General features: G+C 68.4%; 19 protein-coding genes. 13 read left to right on the top strand and 6 right to left on the bottom strand.

The window, feature by feature from the left end:
• Nucleotides 1-90 precede the first annotated feature (90 nt).
• On the top strand, nucleotides 91-3585 hold the full coding sequence (locus Sp245p_RS00410; RefSeq protein ID WP_109138315.1) for a pyridine nucleotide-disulfide oxidoreductase: 3495 nt from the start codon (nucleotides 91-93) through the stop codon (nucleotides 3583-3585).
• 143 nt (nucleotides 3586-3728) lie between these two features.
• Here Sp245p_RS00410 and Sp245p_RS00405 read toward each other — a convergent pair whose 3' ends face one another.
• Both Sp245p_RS00405 and Sp245p_RS00400 read right to left on the bottom strand, forming a co-directional pair.
• On the bottom strand, nucleotides 3729-4220 hold the full coding sequence (locus Sp245p_RS00405; protein WP_014239085.1) for a lysozyme: 492 nt from the start codon (nucleotides 4218-4220) through the stop codon (nucleotides 3729-3731).
• 139 nt (nucleotides 4221-4359) lie between these two features.
• Nucleotides 4360-4623, bottom strand: a complete 264-nt coding sequence (locus Sp245p_RS00400; protein ID WP_014239086.1) for an usg protein — start codon at nucleotides 4621-4623, stop codon at nucleotides 4360-4362.
• A 294-nt stretch (nucleotides 4624-4917) separates the two neighbouring features.
• Here Sp245p_RS00400 and groES point away from each other — a divergent pair, with 294 nt between their 5' ends.
• From groES to Sp245p_RS00360, 7 genes are all read left to right on the top strand, one after another.
• Nucleotides 4918-5208 carry a co-chaperone GroES gene (gene groES, locus Sp245p_RS00395; protein ID WP_014239088.1) on the top strand — a complete coding sequence of 97 codons (291 nt, stop codon included), beginning with the start codon at nucleotides 4918-4920 and terminating at the stop codon, nucleotides 5206-5208.
• A gap of 52 nt (nucleotides 5209-5260) precedes the next feature.
• The gene (gene groL, locus Sp245p_RS00390) at nucleotides 5261-6904 is read left to right on the top strand and encodes a chaperonin GroEL (protein WP_014239089.1); all 1644 of its coding nucleotides are present in this window, start codon (nucleotides 5261-5263) and stop codon (nucleotides 6902-6904) included.
• A gap of 196 nt (nucleotides 6905-7100) precedes the next feature.
• The gene (locus tag Sp245p_RS00385) at nucleotides 7101-8792 is read left to right on the top strand and encodes a catalase (RefSeq protein WP_014239090.1); all 1692 of its coding nucleotides are present in this window, start codon (nucleotides 7101-7103) and stop codon (nucleotides 8790-8792) included.
• A 237-nt stretch (nucleotides 8793-9029) separates the two neighbouring features.
• The gene (locus Sp245p_RS00380) at nucleotides 9030-10034 is read left to right on the top strand and encodes a cytochrome-c peroxidase (RefSeq protein WP_014239092.1); all 1005 of its coding nucleotides are present in this window, start codon (nucleotides 9030-9032) and stop codon (nucleotides 10032-10034) included.
• A 227-nt stretch (nucleotides 10035-10261) separates the two neighbouring features.
• On the top strand, nucleotides 10262-11422 hold the full coding sequence (locus Sp245p_RS00370; RefSeq protein WP_014239093.1) for a NapC/NirT family cytochrome c: 1161 nt from the start codon (nucleotides 10262-10264) through the stop codon (nucleotides 11420-11422).
• 109 nt (nucleotides 11423-11531) lie between these two features.
• Entirely contained in the window at nucleotides 11532-11795 is a 264-nt protein-coding gene (locus Sp245p_RS00365; RefSeq protein ID WP_014239094.1) for a hypothetical protein, read from the top strand.
• Between the two features lie 124 nt (nucleotides 11796-11919).
• The gene (locus Sp245p_RS00360) at nucleotides 11920-13167 is read left to right on the top strand and encodes a BaiN/RdsA family NAD(P)/FAD-dependent oxidoreductase (RefSeq protein WP_014239095.1); all 1248 of its coding nucleotides are present in this window, start codon (nucleotides 11920-11922) and stop codon (nucleotides 13165-13167) included.
• A 116-nt stretch (nucleotides 13168-13283) separates the two neighbouring features.
• Here Sp245p_RS00360 and Sp245p_RS00355 read toward each other — a convergent pair whose 3' ends face one another.
• Complete coding sequence (locus Sp245p_RS00355) at nucleotides 13284-15458, bottom strand: transglycosylase domain-containing protein (RefSeq protein WP_014239096.1); 2175 nt, start codon at nucleotides 15456-15458, stop codon at nucleotides 13284-13286.
• A 206-nt stretch (nucleotides 15459-15664) separates the two neighbouring features.
• Between Sp245p_RS00355 and Sp245p_RS00350 the strand changes: the two genes are divergently transcribed.
• Nucleotides 15665-15976 (top strand): polyhydroxyalkanoic acid system family protein, encoded by a 312-nt coding sequence (locus Sp245p_RS00350; RefSeq protein ID WP_014239097.1) that lies wholly within the window; start codon nucleotides 15665-15667, stop codon nucleotides 15974-15976.
• Between the two features lie 32 nt (nucleotides 15977-16008).
• On the opposite strand, the gene pspF is transcribed toward Sp245p_RS00350, so the two are convergent.
• Nucleotides 16009-17010, bottom strand: a complete 1002-nt coding sequence (pspF, locus tag Sp245p_RS00345; RefSeq protein ID WP_014239098.1) for a phage shock protein operon transcriptional activator — start codon at nucleotides 17008-17010, stop codon at nucleotides 16009-16011.
• Between the two features lie 164 nt (nucleotides 17011-17174).
• On the opposite strand from pspF, the gene Sp245p_RS34735 reads away from it, so the two are divergent.
• From Sp245p_RS34735 to pspC, 4 genes are all read left to right on the top strand, one after another.
• Nucleotides 17175-17321, top strand: coding sequence for a hypothetical protein (locus Sp245p_RS34735; RefSeq protein WP_014239099.1), 147 nt, complete (start codon nucleotides 17175-17177; stop codon nucleotides 17319-17321).
• 45 nt (nucleotides 17322-17366) lie between these two features.
• On the top strand, nucleotides 17367-18038 hold the full coding sequence (gene pspA / locus Sp245p_RS00340; RefSeq protein WP_014239100.1) for a phage shock protein PspA: 672 nt from the start codon (nucleotides 17367-17369) through the stop codon (nucleotides 18036-18038).
• A gap of 126 nt (nucleotides 18039-18164) precedes the next feature.
• On the top strand, nucleotides 18165-18392 hold the full coding sequence (gene pspB, locus Sp245p_RS00335) for an envelope stress response membrane protein PspB (RefSeq protein ID WP_014239101.1): 228 nt from the start codon (nucleotides 18165-18167) through the stop codon (nucleotides 18390-18392).
• 45 nt (nucleotides 18393-18437) lie between these two features.
• Entirely contained in the window at nucleotides 18438-18839 is a 402-nt protein-coding gene (gene pspC / locus Sp245p_RS00330) for an envelope stress response membrane protein PspC (RefSeq protein ID WP_014239102.1), read from the top strand.
• A 104-nt stretch (nucleotides 18840-18943) separates the two neighbouring features.
• Here pspC and Sp245p_RS36195 read toward each other — a convergent pair whose 3' ends face one another.
• Together Sp245p_RS36195 and Sp245p_RS00325 are read right to left on the bottom strand one after the other, a co-directional pair.
• Nucleotides 18944-19066, bottom strand: a complete 123-nt coding sequence (locus Sp245p_RS36195; protein ID WP_014239103.1) for a hypothetical protein — start codon at nucleotides 19064-19066, stop codon at nucleotides 18944-18946.
• A gap of 344 nt (nucleotides 19067-19410) precedes the next feature.
• Nucleotides 19411-20964, bottom strand: a complete 1554-nt coding sequence (locus tag Sp245p_RS00325) for a diguanylate cyclase (RefSeq protein WP_014239104.1) — start codon at nucleotides 20962-20964, stop codon at nucleotides 19411-19413.
• Nucleotides 20965-21093 lie beyond the last annotated feature (129 nt).

Below are 21093 nucleotides of genomic sequence, written 5' to 3'. Positions count from 1 at the left end.
GCCGCACCGGACACCGGTTTCGGGTGAAGGCGGCGCGCCGTGGGTGTTACAAATATCAGTCTTACCAACGGCTTCGGATGCGGGGCGGCGATGGCGGACCTCACCCTCGGCTTCGGCCTGTCGTTCTACGAGCTCTACGGGCAGGACGGGCTGGCCCGGCTCGACCGCGCCTTCCTCGCCCGGCTGTCCGACACGGACGTGGCGCTCGCCAACCGGCTGCTCTCCGCCCGCGCCCAGCCCGACCGGCTGGAGGCCAGGGCGGAAAGTGACCTGCTGATCGCGCTCGCCCCCCACGCCGAGGATTTCATCGGCGACCTGTTCGGCATCCGCGCCGCGCTCGACGAGCTGCGCGCCCGCCACACGGGGTTGGCGCCGCTCTACACCGCCAAGCGCCTGTTCGTTCAGCGCCGCGCCGCCAAGGCGGTGAAGCCGGAGGCGGTCGCCGCGCTCGACGGGGCGGAACTGGCCGCGCGGCTGGAGGACTGGCTGGGCGGCCCGCTGACCGAGGCCGCCTTCGCCCGGCAGGTGCTGGCCTGGATGGAGGACGAGGCCGTCCACGCCGACCAGCTCGACAGCGCCGCCCAATACGCCGCCTGGGCGGTCTTCAGCGAGGCCGGGCGCGCCCGGCACGGCGGCGGCGTGCTGTTCCAGGTGCCGCACCGCACCGACCCGCAGCGTCTGGTCCCGGTGGAGACGGTGGAACGGCACGGCGTCACCATGATGCGCCTGCCCGACGAGGCATGCCGCGAGCGCCAGGGCTTCCACCTGACCGACCCCGGCACCGATCTGGCCGGGGCGCTGGACGAGGCCAACTACTGCATCTGGTGCCACAACCAGGGCAAGGACAGCTGTTCCAAGGGGCTGCGCGACCGCAAGACCGGGGAGTTCCAGAAGAGCGCCTTCGGCGTCGCGCTGGCCGGCTGCCCCTTGGAAGAGAAGATTTCCGAGATGCACGCGCTGAAGGCCGAGGGCGTGCCGGTCGGGGCGCTGGCCGTGGTGGTGGTCGACAACCCGATGTGCGCGGCCACCGGCCACCGCATCTGCAACGACTGCATGAAGGCCTGCATCTATCAGAAGCAGGAGCCGGTGGACATTCCGCAGGCCGAGACCCGCACGCTGAAGGACGTGCTGGAGCTGCCCTGGGGCTTCGAGATCTACAGCCTGCTGACCCGCTGGAACCCGTTGGACCTGCGCCGCCCGCTGATGCGGCCGGACAGCGGCTACAAGGTGCTGGTGGCCGGGCTGGGGCCGGCCGGCTTCACGCTGGCGCACCATCTGATGAACGACGGCCACACGGTGGTCGGCATCGACGGGCTGAAGATCGAGCCGCTGCCCGCCGACCTCTCCGGTGTCCTGCCCAGCGGCACGCGGGTGCCCTTCCGGCCGATCCGCGATGTGCGCGACCTCTACGACCGGCTGGACGAGCGGGTGATGGCCGGCTTCGGCGGGGTGGCCGAGTACGGCATCACCGTGCGCTGGAACAAGAATTTCCTGAAGGTGATCCGCCTGCTGCTGGAACGCCGGGCGCGCATGACGATCATCGGTGGGGTGCGCTTCGGCGGCACGCTGACCATCGACGGGGCGCTGGAGCAGGGCTTCGACCACATCGCGCTGTGCATGGGGGCGGGCAAGCCGACCGTCGTGCCGATGGCGAACGGGCTGGCCCGCGGGGTGCGGCAGGCGTCGGACTTCCTGATGGGCCTGCAACTGACCGGGGCGGCCAAGCCGGACAGCATCGCCAACCTTCAGGTCCGGCTGCCCATTGTGGTGATCGGCGGCGGGCTGACCGCCATCGACACGGCGACGGAGGCGGTGGCCTATTACCCGGTCCAGGTCGAGAAGTTCCTCTCCCGCTACGAGGTCCTGGCGGCCGAGCGGGGGGAGGCGGCGGTGCGCGCCCGCTGGACGCCCGACGAAGCCGAGCTGGCCGACGAGTTCCTGGCCCACGCCCGCGCCATCCGGGCGGAGCGTCTCGAAGCGGGGGAGCAGGGGCGGGAGCCGCGCGTCACGGCGCTGCTGCAATCCTGGGGCGGTTCGACCATCGCCTATCGCCGCCGCCTGATCGACAGCCCCAGCTACACGCTGAACCACGAGGAGGTGGCGCACGGGCTGGCCGAGGGCATCCACTTCCTGGAATGCGCCGCCCCGCGCGGGGTGGAGATCGACGAGACGGGCGCCGCGCGGGCCATTCACCTTGCCATCAACCCGGTCGGGCCGGACGGGGTGGTGGCCCCCGCCGCCATGGACGCGCGCCTCCCCGCCCGCACCATCCTGGTCGCCGCCGGCACCCAGCCGAACACCGTCCTGGCCCGCGAGGAGCCGGAGTGGGTCGAACTGGACGGACGCTGCTTCCGCGCCATCGACGAGGACGGCAATCCGGTAACGCCGGAACGGACGAGCAAGCCGGCCCAGGCGCATGTGCTGATGGCGCGGGCGCCGGACGGGCGGTTCCTCAGCTTCTTCGGCGACCTGCACCCGTCCTTCGCCGGCAATGTGGTGAAGGCGATGGGCGGGGCGAAGCGCGGCTATCCGGTGGTCAGCCGCGCGCTGGCCCGCCGGGCGCCCACCGCGATCACGCCGGAGGCGCTGGTGCGGCGCCTGAACGCCGACCTGCGGCCCCTGGTGCACAGCGTCACCCGCCTGACCCCGACCATTGTGGAGGTGGTGGTGAAGGCCCCGGCCGCGGCGCGCCGTTTCGAACCCGGACAGTTCTACCGGCTGCAGAATTTCGAAACGCTGGCGCAACGGATCGGCCGGACCACGCTGGCCATGGAAGGGCTGGCCCTGACCGGCGCCTGGGTGGACAAGGATGCCGGGCTGCTCTCCCTGATCGTCCTGGAGATGGGCGGCTCGTCCGACCTCTGCGCCCTGCTGAAGCCGGGCGACCCGGTGGTGGTGATGGGGCCGACCGGCGCCCCCACCGAGCTCCCGGAGGGCGAGACGGTGGCGCTGGTCGGCGGCGGGCTGGGCAACGCCGTGCTCTTCTCCATCGGGCAGGCCTGCCGGGCGCGCGGCAACCGGATTGTCTATTTCGCCGGCTACAAGCGGATGGAGGACCGTTACAAGACCGAACAGATCGAGGCCGCCGCCGACCGCGTCGTCTGGTGCTGCGACGAGGCGCCGGGTTTCACGCCGACGCGCCCCGGTGACTTGAGTTTCGTGGGCAACATCGTGGAGGCCATGCGCGCCTACGCGGCGGGCGAGCTGGGGCCGGCGGACATCCCGCTGGAGACGGTGGACCGCATCGTCGCCATCGGCTCCGACCGCATGATGGCGGCGGTGGGAGCGGCCCGGCACGGCGTGCTGAAGCCCTACCTGAAGCCCGGCCACGCGGCCATCGGCTCCATCAACTCCCCCATGCAATGCATGATGAAGGAGATCTGCGCCCAGTGCCTGCAACGGCACACCGACCCGGCGACCGGCGAGGAGAAGGTGGTGTTCTCCTGCTTCAACCAGGACCAGAGCCTGGACCGCGTGGATTTCGCCAACCTGAACCAGCGGCTGCGTCAGAACGCGGTCCAGGAAAAGCTGACCGCCCAATGGATTGATCGCGGCCTGCGGCTGACCGGCCAAAGGAAAGGGTGAGGGGGATATTTTTCCCTCTCCCCTCTGGGGAGAGGGTTAGGGTGAGGGGGATGCGCTTTTGCCGGACGAACGGCCACGTACAACCCCCTCACCGGCCCTCCGGGCCACCCTCTCCCCAGAGGGCAGAGGGTTATTCAGAGCGTTCACGCGCCCGTGGCGGTGCTGACCGACGCCTGGGGCAGCGGCGTGGTGGCGCTTTCGAACAGGTCGGCCTCGGCGGCGCGGCGCTTCACCAGACCCGGGAGCTGCGTCTTGACGCCGTTGACCGTGGCGTAGACCCAGCGGCCGAACTGGCCGGCCGCACCCTCGTAGTCGCCCTGGTTCAACAGGCGCAGCAGGGTCGAGCACTGCAGGCTGCCGGCCCCCAGGTTGAACACGAAGGAGGCCAGCGCGCCGCGCTGGTCCGGGTTCAGCGCGACGGTGACCAGCTTGTCCACCTGGGCGGCGGCGGAGGTCAGGTCCGACTTTAGCAGGTCGTCGGCCTGGGCGGAGGAGATGCTCTGCCCCAGTTCGACCCCGGCGGTGTGGCCGTAGCCGATGGTCGGCACTCCCGCCGGACACAGATAGGCCTTGAGGTAAAGACCCTCGAAATGCTTCACAAGGTTGACCGCTTCTTCGCAAACCGGCGTCGTCATGATCGTCTTCCCCAGCGTGTCGTGAACGTGCGTTGGCACGAACGGTTCGTGCTTTGGGAAGGGTAACCGAGGCAATAAACTCCTAAAAATAGTTTATTTTTTCACATTCACCCGCCTTAGGGGAGAGCTTGGCCGGGCGTCAGGTCCAGCGGAATTCCGCGGCCACCGCGCGGGCCTCGCCCGGTGTGATCAGGCGGTGGGTCGCCAGCTTCACCGAATGCAGCTTGCCGTCCAGGTTGGCCTGCCAGAAATCCAGGAACCGGCGCAGCACCGGGTAGCCTGGGGCGATGTCCAATTCCTGCCAGAGATAGCTCTGCAGCAGGTGCGGGTGGTCCGGCATGTGGTACAGAATCTCCGCCGTGGTCAGGCGGTAATCGCGAAGCTGAAGCCCCAGACTGGCCATGCTCTGCCTCCGTGATGGTGGAACCGGTGGCGTCCTTCCGCTGCGTCCTGATGATTCTTTTGTGAAAGTGTGCCGTTCGCGGCTGCGGCAGGCAACAAAAATTTTTCTTCTTTTTCAATGCATTAGCAGCAAGACGGGATGACTGCTGCCAGGAATCGCACCGATTGCCGCAACGACCCTCTTGAATCAAAACCGCAGCTCGATTAGCTGTCTGGCACTCGCCGGGGGAGAGTGCTAACAGCCCCGAGCCCGGCGCCAATCCTTTCAATAAGCCTTGATCCTGGAGGCATCCCCATGAAGTTCCGTCCGCTGCACGACCGCGTCGTCGTCAAGCGTCTGGAGTCCGACACCAAGACCAAGGGCGGGATCATCATTCCCGACACCGCGAAGGAAAAGCCCCAGGAGGGCCAGGTGGTCGCGGTGGGTCCGGGCGCCCGTGACGAGAGCGGCAAGGTCGTTGCGCTCGACGTGAAGGCCGGCGACCGCATCCTGTTCGGCAAGTGGTCGGGCACCGAGGTGAAGATCGAGGGCGAGGATTTCCTGATCATGAAGGAATCCGACATCATGGGCGTCGTCGAGGCCTGAGCCTCCGCCCGCGCTGAGCGATCCAACCCCCCGAATTTCAAGGAAGTGAGCAATGGCTGCCAAGGAAGTTAAGTTCTCCGCCTCCGCGCGCGAGAAGATGCTGCGCGGTGTGGACATCCTCGCCGACGCCGTGAAGGTGACGCTGGGTCCGAAGGGTCGCAACGTCGTGATCGAGAAGTCCTTCGGCGCTCCGCGCATCACCAAGGACGGCGTCTCGGTCGCCAAGGAAATCGAGCTGTCGGACAAGTTCGAGAACATGGGCGCCCAGATGGTGCGTGAGGTCGCGTCGAAGACGAACGACCTGGCCGGCGACGGCACCACCACGGCGACCGTTCTGGCCCAGGCCATCGTCCGCGAGGGCGTGAAGTCGGTGGCCGCCGGCATGAACCCGATGGACCTGAAGCGCGGCATCGACCTCGCCGTCGAGACCGTCGTGGCCGACATCCGCGGCCGCGCCAAGAAGGTCACGACCAACGACGAGATCGCCCAGGTCGGCACCATCTCCGCCAACGGCGAAGCCGAGATCGGCAAGATGATCGCCCAGGCGATGGAGAAGGTCGGCAACGAGGGCGTCATCACGGTGGAAGAGGCCAAGAGCCTCGAGACCGAGCTGGACGTCGTCGAGGGCATGCAGTTCGACCGCGGCTACCTGTCGCCGTACTTCATCACCAACGCCGACAAGATGATCGCGGACCTCGAGAGCCCGTTCATCCTGCTCCACGAGAAGAAGCTGTCGGGTCTGCAGGCCCTGCTGCCGGTCCTCGAGGCCGTCGTGCAGTCCTCGCGTCCGCTGCTGATCATCGCCGAGGACGTCGAGGGCGAGGCCCTGGCGACCCTGGTCGTGAACAAGCTGCGTGGCGGCCTGAAGGTCGCCGCCGTCAAGGCCCCGGGCTTCGGTGACCGCCGCAAGGCGATGCTGGAGGACATGGCCATCCTGACCGGCGGCCAGGTCATCTCCGAGGATCTCGGCATCAAGCTCGAGAACGTCACCATCGACATGCTGGGCACCGCCAAGAAGGTCGTGATCTCCAAGGAGAACACCACCATCGTCGACGGCGCCGGCTCGGCCGAGGACATCCAGGCCCGCATCGGCCAGATCAAGGCGCAGATCGAGGAGACCACCTCGGACTACGACCGCGAGAAGCTGCAGGAGCGTCTGGCGAAGCTGGCTGGCGGCGTTGCCGTCATCCGCGTCGGCGGCGCCACCGAGGTCGAGGTGAAGGAGCGCAAGGACCGCGTTGACGACGCCATGCACGCCACCCGCGCCGCGGTGGAAGAGGGTGTCGTCGCCGGCGGTGGCACCGCTCTGCTGTACGCCACCAAGGCCCTGGAAGCCCTGAAGCCGATCAACGACGAGCAGCGCGTCGGCATCGAGATCATCCGCCGCGCCCTGCAGGCCCCGGTCCGTCAGATCGCCTACAACGCGGGCACCGACGGTTCGATCGTGGTCGGCAAGCTGCTGGACCAGAACGACGCCAACTTCGGCTACGACGCCCAGAAGGGTGAGTTCACCGATCTGGTCGCCGCCGGCATCATCGACCCGGTGAAGGTGGTCCGCACCGCCCTGCAGGATGCGGCCTCGATCGCCGGCCTGCTGATCACCACCGAGGCGATGATCGCCGAGAAGCCGGAGAAGAAGGCTGCTCCGGCCGGCATGCCGGGTGGCATGGACGACATGGGCGGCATGGGCTTCTAATAGCTCACGTCATCCACGATGTTTGCGGAAAGGGCGGTCCCTCGGGGCCGCCCTTTTCCGTTTGGGCATCTCCCTGACGGACAGGGTGCCGCCGTCCGGCGTTTTGGATTGGAACGGTTCCAAACTGGGGCCGTTGACCTCCCAACCGGACGCCCCAGGGGTGCGCCGGCACGGCTTGCTGTTCAGGGAGAAAGCGATGGCTGACCAATCGAAGACTCTGACCAACCGTCAGGGCCACCCGATCACCAACAACCAATCCCAGCGCACCGTGGGAGCGCGCGGCCCGGCGACGCTGGAGAACTACCAGTTCCTGGAGAAGATCTCCCATTTCGACCGCGAGCGCATTCCGGAGCGCGTGGTCCACGCCCGCGGCTTCGTCTGCTACGGGGAATTCGAAGCGACGGGCAAGATCGGCGACGAGCCGGCGTCCAAATACACCCGCGCCAAGCTGTTTCAACAGGCCGGCAAGAAGACCCCGCTGGCCATCCGCTTCTCCACCGTCATCGGCGGGCGCGATTCATCGGAGGTGGCGCGCGACCCGCGCGGCTTCGCGGTGAAGTTCTACACCGAGGACGGCAACTGGGACCTCGTCGGCAACAACCTCGCGGTCTTCTTCATCCGCGACGCCATCAAGTTCCCGGACGTCATCCATTCGCTGAAGCCCGATCCGGTGACCTTCCGGCAGGAGCCGAACCGCATCTTCGACTTCATGAGCCAGACGCCCGAATCCATGCACATGCTGACGCACCTGTTCAGCCCGCGCGGGATTCCGGCCAATTACCGGCACATGGAAGGCTTCGGCGTGAACACCTACAAGATGGTGAACGCCAACGGCGACACGGTGCTGGTCAAGTACCACTTCCACCCGCGCTGCGGCGTCGCCTGCCTGACGGCGGAGGAGGCGGCCAAGGTGCAGGGGCAGGATCTCGGCTCCGCCTCCAAGGACCTCTACGAGGCCATCGACCGGGGCGATTACCCGCAGTGGGATGTGTTTGTCCAGGTCATGGAGGACCATGACCATCCCGAGCTGGAGTGGGACCCGCTGGACGACACCAAGATCTGGCCGGAGTCGGACTTCCCGCTGCGCCACGTCGGCGTGATGACGCTGAACCGCAACGTCGAGGACGTCTTCAACGAGAACGAACAGATCGCCATGGGCACCGGCGTGCTGGTCGACGGGCTGGACTTCTCCGACGACAAGATGCTGGTCGGGCGGACCTTCTCCTACTCCGACACGCAGCGCTACCGGGTCGGTCCCAACTATCAGCAGTTGCCGATCAACCAGGCCAAGAACGCTGAGGTCGCCACCAACCTGTCGGGCGGGCAGATGTCCTACCAGCGCGATCTGGCGCCGGGGCAGAACCCGCACGTCAATTTCGAGCCGTCCATCCACAACGGCCTCAGCGAAGCCCAGCGGGAGGAGCCGAACAACCCGCCGGAAATCCACGGCCGCCTGACCCGCAGCGTGATCGAGCGCCGCAACGACTACGTTCAGGCGCGCGGCCGCTACTGCACCATGATGGACTGGGAGCGCGACGATCTGGTCCTGAACATGGGCACGCTGCTCGGCCAGTGCGAACGCGACGTCCAGGAGCGGATGCTCTGGCACTTCTTCCTGATCCATGACGATTACGGCAGCCGGGTCGCCGGCATGCTGGGCATGACCGCCGCCGACGTCGCCGGCTTGGCCCCCCTGCCCAAGCAGGTGCTGACCGACGAGGACCAGAAGCGGTTGAAGGCGCTGGGCAGGAACGGCGACACGATCGACCCGAAGGCCTGGGGCCAGTGGACCGGCTCCGTGAAGGTCCACCGCGCCACGGCGGACGAGGTGGTGAAGGGCATGCCGTCCGGTGTGCAAGGCGGCATGACCAGCCAAGCCGCCGATTAGACGCAACCAAAAGTCATTGTTCGAGCATCGTCCCGATGGGGGCGGCGGGCTGTCCCGCCGCCCCTTTTTCATGCCGGCACCAATGACTGTTTCGAGTAGGCACAATTCGTATACGGACATGCGGCAAGTTGCCGCGCGACACGCCTGTCACTGGTATCACCAGAGTGGGGCATGTCACTGTCATTTTGCATCAAGGCATTAGCCAAAATATTAGAACTTCGATAAGGGAGAAGTGCGATGTCCATGCGTGCTGCCGTGTCGTTCGCGGCCATGCTGGCGGCCTCCGTCGCCACCTTCGGCGTGCCGGCGTTCGCCGCCGACGAACCGATTTCGCCGATCGAGCCGGCGAAGGTCACCAATCCCGGATTGGTTGAACTCGGCAAGAAGCTGTACTTCGATCCCCGGCTGTCCAAGTCCGGCTTCATCTCCTGCAACTCGTGCCACAACCTGTCCATGGGCGGCACCGACAACCTGAAGACCTCCATCGGCCACAACTGGCAGCAGGGCCCGATCAACTCGCCGACCGTTCTGAACTCCAGCCTGAACGTGGCGCAGTTCTGGGACGGCCGCGCGCTGACCCTGCAGGAGCAGGCCGGCGGCCCGATCGCCAACCCCGGCGAGATGGGCTCCACCCACGCCCTGGCGGTCGAGGTGCTGCGCTCCATCCCCGAATACCAGAAGGAATTCGGTGAGGTCTTCGGCGAGACCAAGATCACCATCGAGGAGGTGACCAAGGCCATCGCCGCCTTCGAGGAGACGCTGGTCACGCCGAACTCCCGCTTCGACCAATGGCTGAAGGGCGACAAGAAGGCCCTGACCACCGTCGAGCTGGAAGGCTACGAGCTGTTCAAGGACTCGGGCTGCACCGCCTGCCACAACGGCTCGGCCGTCGGCGGCAACACCTTTCAGAAGATGGGCGTCGTCGAGCCCTACAAGACCAACAACCCCGCCGAGGGCCGCATCGCGGTGACCAAGGAGGAGGCCGACCGCTTCAACTTCAAGGTTCCGACGCTGCGCAACGTCGCGCTGACCTACCCCTACTTCCACGATGGCGAGGCCGCGACGCTGTCCGACGCCGTGGACGTCATGGGCCGCATCCAGTTGGGCAAGAAGTTCTCGCCTGACGAGAACGGCAAGATCGTCGCCTTCCTGAAGACGCTGACCGGTGACCAGCCGAGCTTCGCTCTGCCGATCCTGCCGCCGTCGACGGACAAGACGCCGAAGCCGCATCCCTTCGACTGACGGGGTTGGGAGGCTATTCCCTCTCCCCTCCGCTCACGCGCAAACTTCGTTTGCGCTGACGCGACAGGCGGACCTTTGGTCCGCCGAAAGCGGGGAGAGGGTTAGGGTGGGGTTGCGCTTTTGCCGGACATGCCGCCAAGCACATCCCCCTCACCGCCCGCTTCGCGGGCACCCTCTCCCCAGAGGGGAGAGGGTTGAAGATTGCCAGGGTGTCCAGGGTTATCGACATGCGGTGGGGATGGAAGACGGCGGGCGGCTTGGCGGGCGGCTTCGGGGCGCTCGCGCTGGCCGGTCTGGTGGGCGTCGTCGTTGGGGTGGTCGGCTGGGGCGGCTTCAACACCGCGATGGAAGCGACCAACAGCATGGAATTCTGCATCTCCTGCCACGAGATGCGCGACACCGTGTATGTCGAGTACAAGACCTCGCCGCACTACCAGAACGCCTCGGGCGTAAGGGCAACCTGCGCCGACTGCCACGTCCCGCGCGACTGGACGCACAAGGTGATCCGCAAGGTGCAGGCGTCGGGCGAGCTGTACCACTGGCTCATCGGCTCCATCGACACCAAGGAGAAGTTCGAGGCCAAGCGCCACACGCTGGCGCGCCGTGAATGGGACCGCATGCGGGCCACCGACAGCCAGGAATGCCGCAACTGCCATTCCTTCGGCGCCATGGACTTCCACAAGCAGACGCCGAAGGCGGCCAGCGCCATGGAAGGGGCGGAGAAGGCCGGCAAGACCTGCATCGACTGCCACAAGGGCGTCGCCCACAGCTTCCCCGACGTCACCGCCGGCCATCGCCAACTCTTCGCCGGTCTGTCGGACCAGGCGAAGGCGCTGGCCCTGAAGCCCGGCGACACCGCCTACGCCTTGACCAGCCTCGCCCTGTACGGCGCGCCGCCGACCCCGGGGAGCGCCGGGGACAGCGAGATCGCCGCGGCAACGCCGGTGAGGGTCCTGGCGGTGGAGGGCGGCGCCCTGCGGGTGGAGATCATCGGCTGGCAGCGCGGCAGCTCCGTCCAGACGCTCTACGCCCAGCCGGGCAAGCGCATCACCACGGTCAAGCTGAACGCGGCGGCGGCCGGGCAGACGGCTGCGCTGCGCACCGTCACCGATCCCGAGACCGAACAGGAGTGGACGGAGGTCCGCCTGACCGCCTGGACCGGGGCGGGCGGCTATGTGGGCACGCTCGGCGCGCTGTGGGATTACGGCGCGCGGGTCTATGACGCCAACTGCTCGCTCTGCCACACGCTGCACCCGCCGGCCGACTTCGACGCGAACGCCTGGATCGGCAAGATGAACGCCATGAAGCGGCTGACCCGGCTGGACGAGGAGGAGGGCCGCCTGCTGCTGACCTATCTGCAGAGCCATGCGAAGAACGGCGCGCGATGATCGCTGCGGCGAGAACCCGAAGCTGCTAAGAGGGGTTTTCTACCACGGGCCGGCGTTGAACGCGCCGCGCCCGACGGCAGACGACCACTTGAGAAAGAGGACCCCCGCGATGTCGACTCTGCACAAACAAGCCATGGAAGCGGTGCTTCAGGCCGCCTCTCACGACATCGTCGGCACGCTCCAGGAGCGTGGCATCACCGACAAGCACAGCGAGGAGGGCGACCTCGTCGTTCTCGACGTCGCGATCCTGCACGCCTACCGCATCTTCATGCGGATCTGCGAGGAAAACGGGCTTGAGGTGGACGCGGGCTATTTCGCCGACATGGCCAACGACCTTGCCGACGAGGTGGCCCAGGAGGACGACGCGGACTGATCCGGTCCCGCGCCGCCGATTCTCCGCTTCTTGAGTGCCCCGGTCCCGTCCGACGCTGCTTTTTCCTTTGGCGAAGGCGGCGCGGACGGGACCGGTCGACATCCTTCACCCCTCGGGGGACCCGATGACCGACGCCCCTGACACCGTTTCCTCTCCCGACGCCTTCTCTCCCGATGTCGCGATCATCGGCGCCGGCCCGGCCGGGCTGATGGCGGCGGAGGTCATCGCCGCCGCGGGCCGCTCGGTCGCCGTCTATGAACGGATGCCCACCCCGGCGCGCAAGCTGCTGCTGGCCGGACGCGGCGGGCTGAACCTGACCCATTCCGAAGCGCTGGACACTTTCACCGCCCGCTACGGCGCGCAGGCGTCGCTGTTCGCCGATCTGCTGGCCGACCTCTCCCCGGCGGACCTGCGCGATTGGGCGACCGGGCTCGGGATCGAGACCTTCGTCGGCTCCAGCGGGCGCGTCTTTCCGGTGCAGATGAAAGCTTCCACCCTGGTCCGCGCGTGGCTGCGCCGGCTGGAGGGGCTGGGCGTCACCCTGCACACCCGCCACCGCTGGCTGGGCTGGGATGAGCAGGGCGCGCTGCGCGTCCAGCGCGGCGACGGCAGCGAAACCACCGTCGCCCCGCGCGCCACCCTGCTGGCGCTGGGCGGGGCGAGCTGGCCGCGCACCGGTTCCGACGGCGCCTGGACCGAGCTGCTGGCGGCGCGGGGGGTGGACATCGCGCCGTTGCGCCCGTCCAACATGGGCTTCGAGGTGCCCTGGTCCGATCACCTGCGCGAGCGCTTCGCCGGCCAGCCGGTCAAGAGCGTCGGCCTCGCCTTCGGCGACCGCCGGCTGAAGGGCGAGTTCGTCATCACCGAAACCGGCATCGAGGGCGGCGCCGTCTACGCGCTGAGCGCCCCGCTGCGCGACGCCATCGAGCGCGAGGGCTGGGCCGCCCTGACCATCGACCTGATGCCGGACCTGCCGGAGTCGGCGATCGCCAAACGGCTGCGCCGCCGCGGCGCGGAGTCGCTGTCCACCTTCCTGAAGAAGTCCCTGTCGCTGACCGGCCCGCGCGCCGCCCTGCTGCGCGAGTTCACCCCGGCCTCCGAGCTGTCCGACCCGGCGGCGCTGGCCCGCCACATCAAGGGCCTGTCGATGGTGCTGACCGGCGTGCGGCCCATCGAGCGGGCCATTTCCACCGCCGGCGGCGTCCGGCTGGGGGAGCTGGACGGATCGCTCATGCTGACCCGCCTGCCGGGGACCTTCGTCGCCGGGGAGATGCTGGATTGGGAGGCGCCGACCGGCGGCTACCTCCTCCAAGGCTGCTTCGCCATGGGCGCGCGGGTGGGGAAGGGCGTGCTGGGGTATCTGGGGGGCTGAGTCGTTGCCGGGCTTGCCCCCTCCCTAACCCTCCCCCGCTGTCGCAGGGGAGGGGACTAAATCTCCCTCCCCTGCGACAGCGGGGGAGGGCCGGGGTGGGGGCAATACGCTCCCCCTCACCGCACCGGATTGCCGTAGTCGTACTGCACCTGCGGCGCGCTGCCCTTGCCGGTCAGGCTTTCGATCAGCGAGCCAATGCCGGAAGCTACCCCGCCACCCGACGACCCGCGCGCCGGTGCCGCCGCCGGGGTGGCGCGGGCGGGTTCGGCGATGCCGCCGGACGCGACATAGGCGGGGGCGCCCTCCATCCCCGGCAGGGGGCGGGGCGGCCGGCCGGCGTGGGCGTCCAGCATGAAGCCCTGCCACAGCTTGGCCGGCAGGGAGCCGCCGGTGACCCGCTTCATCTCGGCGTTGTTGTCGTTGCCCAGCCACACCCCGGCGACGAGGTCGGCGGTGAAGCCGACAAACCAGGCGTCGCGGTAATCCTGGGTGGTGCCCGACTTGGCCGCCGCCGGGCGGTCGAGCTTGGCCGACTTGCCGGTGCCGTATTCGATGACGCCGGTCATCATGCGGGTGAGCTGCACCGCGTGCGCCGGGTCGACCACGGGGACGGAGCCGCCGGCCTGCCGCCGGTAGAGGACGTTGCCGTCGCGGTCGCGGATCTCGGTGATGGCGTAGGGCCAGACCGGGGCGCCGCGGTTGGCGATGCCGGCGTAGCCGCGGGTCAGCTCCAGCAGGTTGACCTCGCTGGTGCCGAGCGCCAGCGACAGGTCCTTGCCGAGCGGCGAGTTGATGCCCAGCCCCGCCGCCACCCGGCGCACCCGCTCCACCCCGATGCGGTCGATGATGCGCACAGTCGCGGTGTTGGACGAATGGGCCAGCGCGTTGGCCATGGTGATGGTGCCGCGGAACTTGCCATCGTAGTTGCCGGGGCTCCAGCCGCCGATGCGGACCGGGGCGTCCTCGACCGGGCTGTCGGGCGACCAGCCGGCTTCCAGCGCCGCCAGATAGACGAAGGGCTTGAAGGCCGAACCCGGCTGGCGCATCGCCTGGGTGGCGCGGTTGAACTCGCTGTTGTCGTAGTCCCGCCCGCCGACCAGGGCGCGCACCGCGCCGTCGGTGGTCATGGCGACCAGCGCACCCTGCCGCGCGTTGGCACCGGCACCGGGGCCGGCCAGGATCTCCTCCAGCCGCTGCTCCGCCGCGCGCTGCAGCTTGAGGTCCAGCGTCGTGCGCACCACCACATCGCCGTGGCCGGAACCGACGAAGGCCGAAACCAGCTCCGTCACCCAATCGGCGAAATAGCGCCCGTCGCCGCCCGGCTTGCGCTTGGCCGACGGCGGGGCGTTGCGCGCCGCCTCCAGCTCCTGCGCGGTGATGAAGCCGGCGTCCACCATGGCGCCCATCACGACGCGCGACCGCTCCGCCGCCTCGTCCGGGTTGGAGGACGGGGCGTAGCGCGAGGGCGCCTTGAGCAGGCCGGCGATGATCGCCGATTCCCGCAGGTCGAGCTGGGTCGCCGGCTTGCCGAAATAGGTGCGCGCCGCCGCGTCCACCCCGAAGGTGCCCGCCCCCAGATAGACGCGGTTCAGATAGGCGGTGAGGATCTGGTCCTTGGTGAAGCGGTGCTCCAGCCACAGCGCCAGCATGGCTTCCTGGATCTTGCGCTTCAGCGACTTCTCGGGCGTCAGGAACAGGTTCTTGGCGAGCTGCTGGGTGATGGTGGAACCACCCTGCGCTGAGCGGCCGGACCGCCAGTTGACGTAGAGCGCGCGGGCCAAGCCGATGGGATCGACGCCGAAATGCGAATAGAAGCGCCGGTCCTCGATGGCCAGAACGGCGTTGATGAGATGCGGCGGCAGGTCGCGCACGCCCAGCGTCGTGCCGTGCAGGTCGCCGAAGCGCGCGAACTCCGCCCCGTCGGCCGCCAGCACGGTGACCGAGGCGCGCCGTTCGAACTGCGCCACCTTGGAGATGTCCGGCAGATCCAGGGCGAACCAGGCCAGCACCGCGCCCAGCGCGATGCCGCACCACACCCCGGCGACTGTTCCGGCATAGACCAGCGTGCCGAGGATCGTCCGCCGCCCGCCGCTTCTGGCGGTTTTCGGAGCGGCCTTCCGTGGCGGGGGAGCGGGCTTGCGCGGCTTCTCGGCCTTGGGTTTCTCGGGCTTGGCGGGCTTTTCCGGCTTGGGCGCGCGTTTGGGCAGGCGGGGACGCAGCGCCGGTTCCTCGCCCCGCGTCTGGATGGGGCGCGGCCCCGCAAAGAGTTCGCCCGGTCGATCGTTGCTCACGGCGCGGTCGCGGCCCCAAGAAATCCATGCCCGATGTAATCTGTGATGGAAAGCTATACGCCGCCGCCCCGTTGCGACGAAAGAGCGCCCTCGAAAGAGATAAGATTTGTCTTAGCACCGTTGCAGATGGATGACGGGGGTGGAAGAAAAGCCGCCGTGGACTGTTGTTTGTGTGAATAAGCGTTGACGCAGCGGAGAGCCTGTTCATGTCGAAACCCCTGACCGTTTCCATTCCCCACAAGCTCGGCCGGGACGAGGCGAAGCGGCGCGTGGCGGAGGGGGTGGGACAGGCCCGCTCCCACCTCGCCGCGGTCGCCAGCAGCATGGACGACCATTGGACCGACGACCGCGTGGATTTCCGCGTGGTGGCGATGGCCCAGACCGTCACCGGCTTCATTGACGTGCAGGACGACAGCGTCACCGTGGAGGTGCAGCTTCCCTGGGCGCTCGGCCTGCTGGCCAACAAGGTCAAGGACCGGCTGCAGAGCAAGGGCACGCTGCTGCTGGAGAAGAAGTAAAGTCCCTCTCCCGGGGCGGGAGAGGGAGAAGGCTACTCGGGCTTGCCGATCAGCCCGTGCTTCTTCAGCAGCCCGCGAAGCTGGTGGTAGCCGAGCCCCAGCGCCTCGGCGGTCTGGCGCTGGTTGAAGCGGTTGCGCTCCAGCGCCGTCTCCAGCAACCCGGACTCGAAGCGCCGCACCTGCTCCTGGAAGTCTCCGGCGGCAACGGGCGGCGCCTCCTCCGAGACCGGTGACGGGGCGGACACCGCCGGCGCCGCCGGTCGCCAGGCGGAGGCGAAGGGGTCGAGCAGGATTTCCTCCACCATCCCCTCCGGGTCGGACGCGGCGACGGACCGCTCCACCGCGTTGCGCAGCTCGCGCACGTTGCCCGGCCAGCCATGGTCCAGAAGCTGCTCCAGCGCCCGCGGGGCGAAGCCGGGAAACAGGGAGCGTTCCAGCTCCCGCACCATGCCCAGGGCGAAATGCTCGGCGAGCACGGGGATGTCCTCGCGCCGGGCGCGCAGCGGCGGTAGGGTCACCACGTCGAAGGCCAGCCGGTCCAGCAGGTCGGCGCGGAACCGCCCGGCCTCGGCCAGCGCCGGCAGGTCGGCGTTGGTCGCCCCGATCACCCGCACATCGACCGTCTGGGTCCGCCCGCCGACCCGCTCGATCTCGCCATACTCCACGGCGCGCAGCAGCTTTTCCTGAACGGCGGCGCTGGCCGTGGCGATCTCGTCCAGGAACAGCGTGCCGCCGTCGGCCTGCTCCACCCGCCCGATCTGCCGCCGGATCGCCCCGGTGAAGGCGCCGGCCTCGTGCCCGAACAGCTCGGAGTCGAGAAGGCTTTCGGTCAGGGCGGCGCAGTTCACCTTCACGAAGGGGCGGTCCCAGCGGCGGGACAGATAGTGCAGGCGGGCCGCGATCAACTCCTTGCCGGTCCCGCGCTCCCCGATGACCAGCAGCGGGCGCTCCAGCGGCGCCACGCGGGAGACATGGGCAAGGACCGCGTGGAAGGCCGGGGACTCCCCGAGCAGGGACGGCGGATTGGGCTGCATGGTCAAAAAGGCGAAGAGTTGGAGAATTTCTTCATTCTATCGCGGAAAGGGCGATGCTCCAAGCCTGGGCGCCAATCACCCGCTTCAGAAAATCCAAGGCTTTGCGGGGATTCCCGGCTTTGGCACGGCCATTGCGAAGAAGGAGACCAAACAAGGAGACCCGCATGAGCCACTACAGCGACTACCACCGCCGCTACACCCGCGAGGCCCGTCCGCTGGCGGCGCGCATCCGGACCTACCTGACCAGCCGCCCCACCGAGAGCTGGGCGTTTTTCGCCGCCGGCCTGCTGATCGCCACGATCCTCGGCTGACGCAACCAACGCCCACCCAAAGCGACCAAGAACGGACACATCCCCATGAGCATCTTTTCGCGCCTCACCGACATCGTGCAGTCCAACCTCAACTCCCTGCTCGACCGCGCGGAGGACCCGGAGAAGCTGATCCGTCTGATCATCCAGGAGATGGAGGACACGCTGGTCGAGGTGCGCTCCTCCACGGTGAAGATCATCGCCGAGCGCAAGGAGATCGAGCGCCGCATCGCCGACCTGCACCGCGAGCGCGACTCCTGGGACCGCAAGGCCGAGACGGCGCTGACCCACGACCGCGAGGATCTCGCCAAGCAGGCGCTGCTGGCCAAGTCGCGCGCCGCCGAGGAGGCGGACGTCCTGACCACCCAGCTCGCCCAGGTCGAGGAGGCGCTGTCCAAGTCCAACGAGGACATCGGCCGTCTGCAGGCCAAGCTGACCGACGCCAAGAACCGCGAGAAGGCGCTGGTCGCCCGCACCAAGACGGCGGCCAACCGCGTCCGCGTCCGCTCCACCCTGCACGACGAGCGGATCAACGACGCCTTCTCCCGCTTCGAGCAGGTGGAGCGCAACCTCGACGAGCTGGAGGGCCGCGTGGAGGCCTACGACGTGGGCCGCACCAAGACGCTGACCGAGGAGATCGCGGAACTGGAGGCCGACAAGAAGGTCCAGGACGAGCTGGCCGCGCTGAAGGCCCGCGTCGCCGCGCGCCGGGGAAGCTGATCCCACACCGGCGTCGACACTGGCCCCGACTTCGTCTTTGCCGACAGCGGGGTTGGTGTTGAGCCCCCTCTCCCGCCGCTTCGCGGGAGAGGGGTTTCCTCAAACAACAAGAAAGGCCGTCCCCTGATGAGCGGTTTCAGCTTCGTCCTCGCGGCGCTCTTCATGACCGTGGTGGCACCGCTTTGGATCATCTTCCACTACATCACCAAATGGCGTGGGCAGCGCGGGCTGTCGGCCCAGGACGAGCAGCTTCTGGCCGAGCTGTGGGACATCTCCAACCGCCTGGAGGGCCGCATCCACGCGCTGGAACGGGTGCTCGACGCGGAGTCGCCCAATTGGCGCGACAAGCTGTGAGCCGGCCGCATTCCACGATCATTCCGACCTGACGGGAGCCCGACGATGGACCGTTCTTCGCCCTACGACTCGCCCAACCCGCACCGGCTCTACCGCGATCCGCAGCGTGGCGTGGTGGGGGGCGTGTGCGCCGGCATCGCCGATTATTTCGGGTTCCGGCCCGGACTGGCGCGGCTGGCCCTGGTGCTGAGCCTGTTCTTCTTCATGCCGCCGGTGATCCTCGCCTATGTGATCGCGGTTCTGGTCCTGCCGGTCAAGCCGCCGGCGGTCTACCGCAATCCGGAGGAGGAGGCCTTCTGGCGCGGCGTGTCGATCAAGCCTGACCGCACCCTGGCCGGCTTGACGCAACGCTTCCGCGATTTCGAAAAGCGCGTGGGGAACCTGGAAGCGCATGTCGCTTCCAAAGAGTACGAACTCAACCGCGCGATCCGCAACCTGGACCGCTGACGGCAGCCCCGGAGCGCCTCCGGGGCAAGGCCGCCGCCTGACCGCAGCGCCGCGCGTTTCGCGGCGCCGTGAACCGAAGCGCCGCCTGACGCGGCGCCGGTGGGTCAGCGCCGACGGCGGTTCCGGCTGCGCACGCGCACCGGCTTCATGGCCGGGCGGGCGGCAGCGAGACCGGCGAGGGCCGCAGCCATCGCCCCAACGAGCACGACCAGATCGAGATCCATCATGGCTCCTCCGCTTGACCCGATCAGAATGACGCAACTGTGAAGGACATGGTAGCGAAAAGAGGTGACAGCAACCGTCCGTCCGGCAGATGACCGCCACCGGGGCTCCCCCAAACGGGGAAGCCTATCCGTCCGGGTCGTCAATCGAGGTAAGGCTTCACCGAAAGAACGGAGAGGCTCTAGTGTTCGCGATGGCGGGCGTTGGTCTTCTCTCGCGCCTTCGTTTCGTCCAGGCCCTGGACCGGAAGCGGCAGCCCCTCTTCCAGCGCTTCGGGGCTGTCTTTTCTTGGGCCGCCCTCTCCAGTCCGCCAGTGACGCGCGTGGCGTGACGCCGGATCAGGGCCGGATCAGGGGCGGGCCGGTGCCTTCGGCTCGTCCGCCGCGCACACGCGGTCCCGCCCGGCCAGCTTGGCCTCGTAGAGCGCGGCGTCGGCGCGGCGGAGGGTCAGTTCGATGGAGGGCTCCGACGCGCTCCACTCGGCCACGCCCAGGCTGGCGGTGATGGGGATGGCCCGGCCGTCGGTCACCACCGGGCTTCCGGCGATGGCGGCGCGCACCCGCTCGGCCACGATGCGCGCCCCGGCAAGGTCGGTTTCCGGCAGCAGCGCGACGAACTCCTCCCCGCCGAAACGGGCGATCTGGTCGGAGGTGCGCAGCGCCTCGCGGGCGCGGACCACCGCCGTGCGCAGCGCCTCGTCCCCGGCGGCGTGGCCGTGGCCGTCGTTGACCGCCTTGAAGTTGTCGAGGTCGAGCAGGATCACGCTCAGCCGGCGTCCGTGCCGATGCGCCCGCCCCAACTCCGCCGCGGCGAGGTCCAGGAAGTGCCGACGGTTCCACACGGCGGTCAGCGGATCGACGGTGGCCAGCCGCTCCAGCTTGGCGTTCGCCGCCTCCAGCGCCCGGGTGCGTTCGGCGACGCGGGCCTCCAGCGTCTCGTTGGCTTCGCGCAGCCGCTCATACAGGCTGACGTTGGCGAAGCTGAGGGCGATCTTGGAGGCGAACACCTCGACCAACCCACGGTCCACCTCGTCCAGCGGACGATCGGTGTGAATCCACGCCGCTACCTCGTGCCCGTCCGGCACGCGGATGAACAGGGTCGTCTCGTTGGCGCCGTAATGGCTGCGGCGGCTGCGGAAGGCATCGGTGATGCGCTCGGCGAGGGCCGGCGGGATCACCGCTCCGGTCGGCGACGCCGTCTGCCCGGCCGCCTCGGCGTAGCAGCCGGCCCCGGCCAGAACGTAGAAGGCGCCGTCCGGCAGCGGTCGGCCGGCGGCGCCGCGTTGGGCGCACAGGATGGCGTCGGGCTTCACCCGCAGGAAGGCGGACAGCTGGGTCAGCACCCCGGCGGCGAACTGCTGCATGCAGCGCAGCTCGAACAGCCGGTCGGTGGACTGGATGATCTGCTGAAGCCCGCGGCGGTTGGTCTCCAGCGCCACGATGTCGGCGTAGGCGCGCAGGGCCGCGACGACGGAGGTGAACAGCTTCTTCGCCGTCAGCTCCGCCTTGGACTTGTAGTCGTTGATGTCATAGGCGAGGACCACGTCCTCCTCCGGCGCCTGTCCCGGCTGGCCGGTGCGCAGGATGATGCGGATGGCGTGGTTGTTCAGCTCCTCGCGGATGGTGCGGACCAGCCGCAGCCCGGCGTCGTCCGTCTCCATCACCACGTCGAGCAGGATGATGGCGACATTGGGGGTGCAGCGCAGGACAGCCGCGGCCTCGCCCGCCGACAGGGCGCTAACGAGCGACAGGCGCCGCCCCTTGTAGCGCAGCCCCCCCAGAGCCAGCCGGGTGACCGCGTGGACCTCCGGATCGTCGTCCGCGACCAGCACGATCCACGGCTCCGCCCCGTCCTCGGGCGGCGGCGGCTGGTCGTCGTCTGCGAACAGAAGGTCGGTTTCCATGCTGTGCGTTCCGCCCGTCCTGTCCGTCCGTTCAGCCTGCCCGTTCAGCCTGCCCGTCCGTTCGGCCTGTTGCCGGCCAACAACCGATTTCCCGGCGGTGCCGGTCAGGGTTTGCCACGCGGATTGCTG

Origin of the sequence: Azospirillum baldaniorum, from assembly GCF_003119195.2 — a bacterium.
GTDB lineage: Bacteria > Pseudomonadota > Alphaproteobacteria > Azospirillales > Azospirillaceae > Azospirillum > Azospirillum baldaniorum.
Note: the sequence above shows the minus strand (reverse complement) of the source record. Positions and strands in the feature narration are given on the sequence as shown.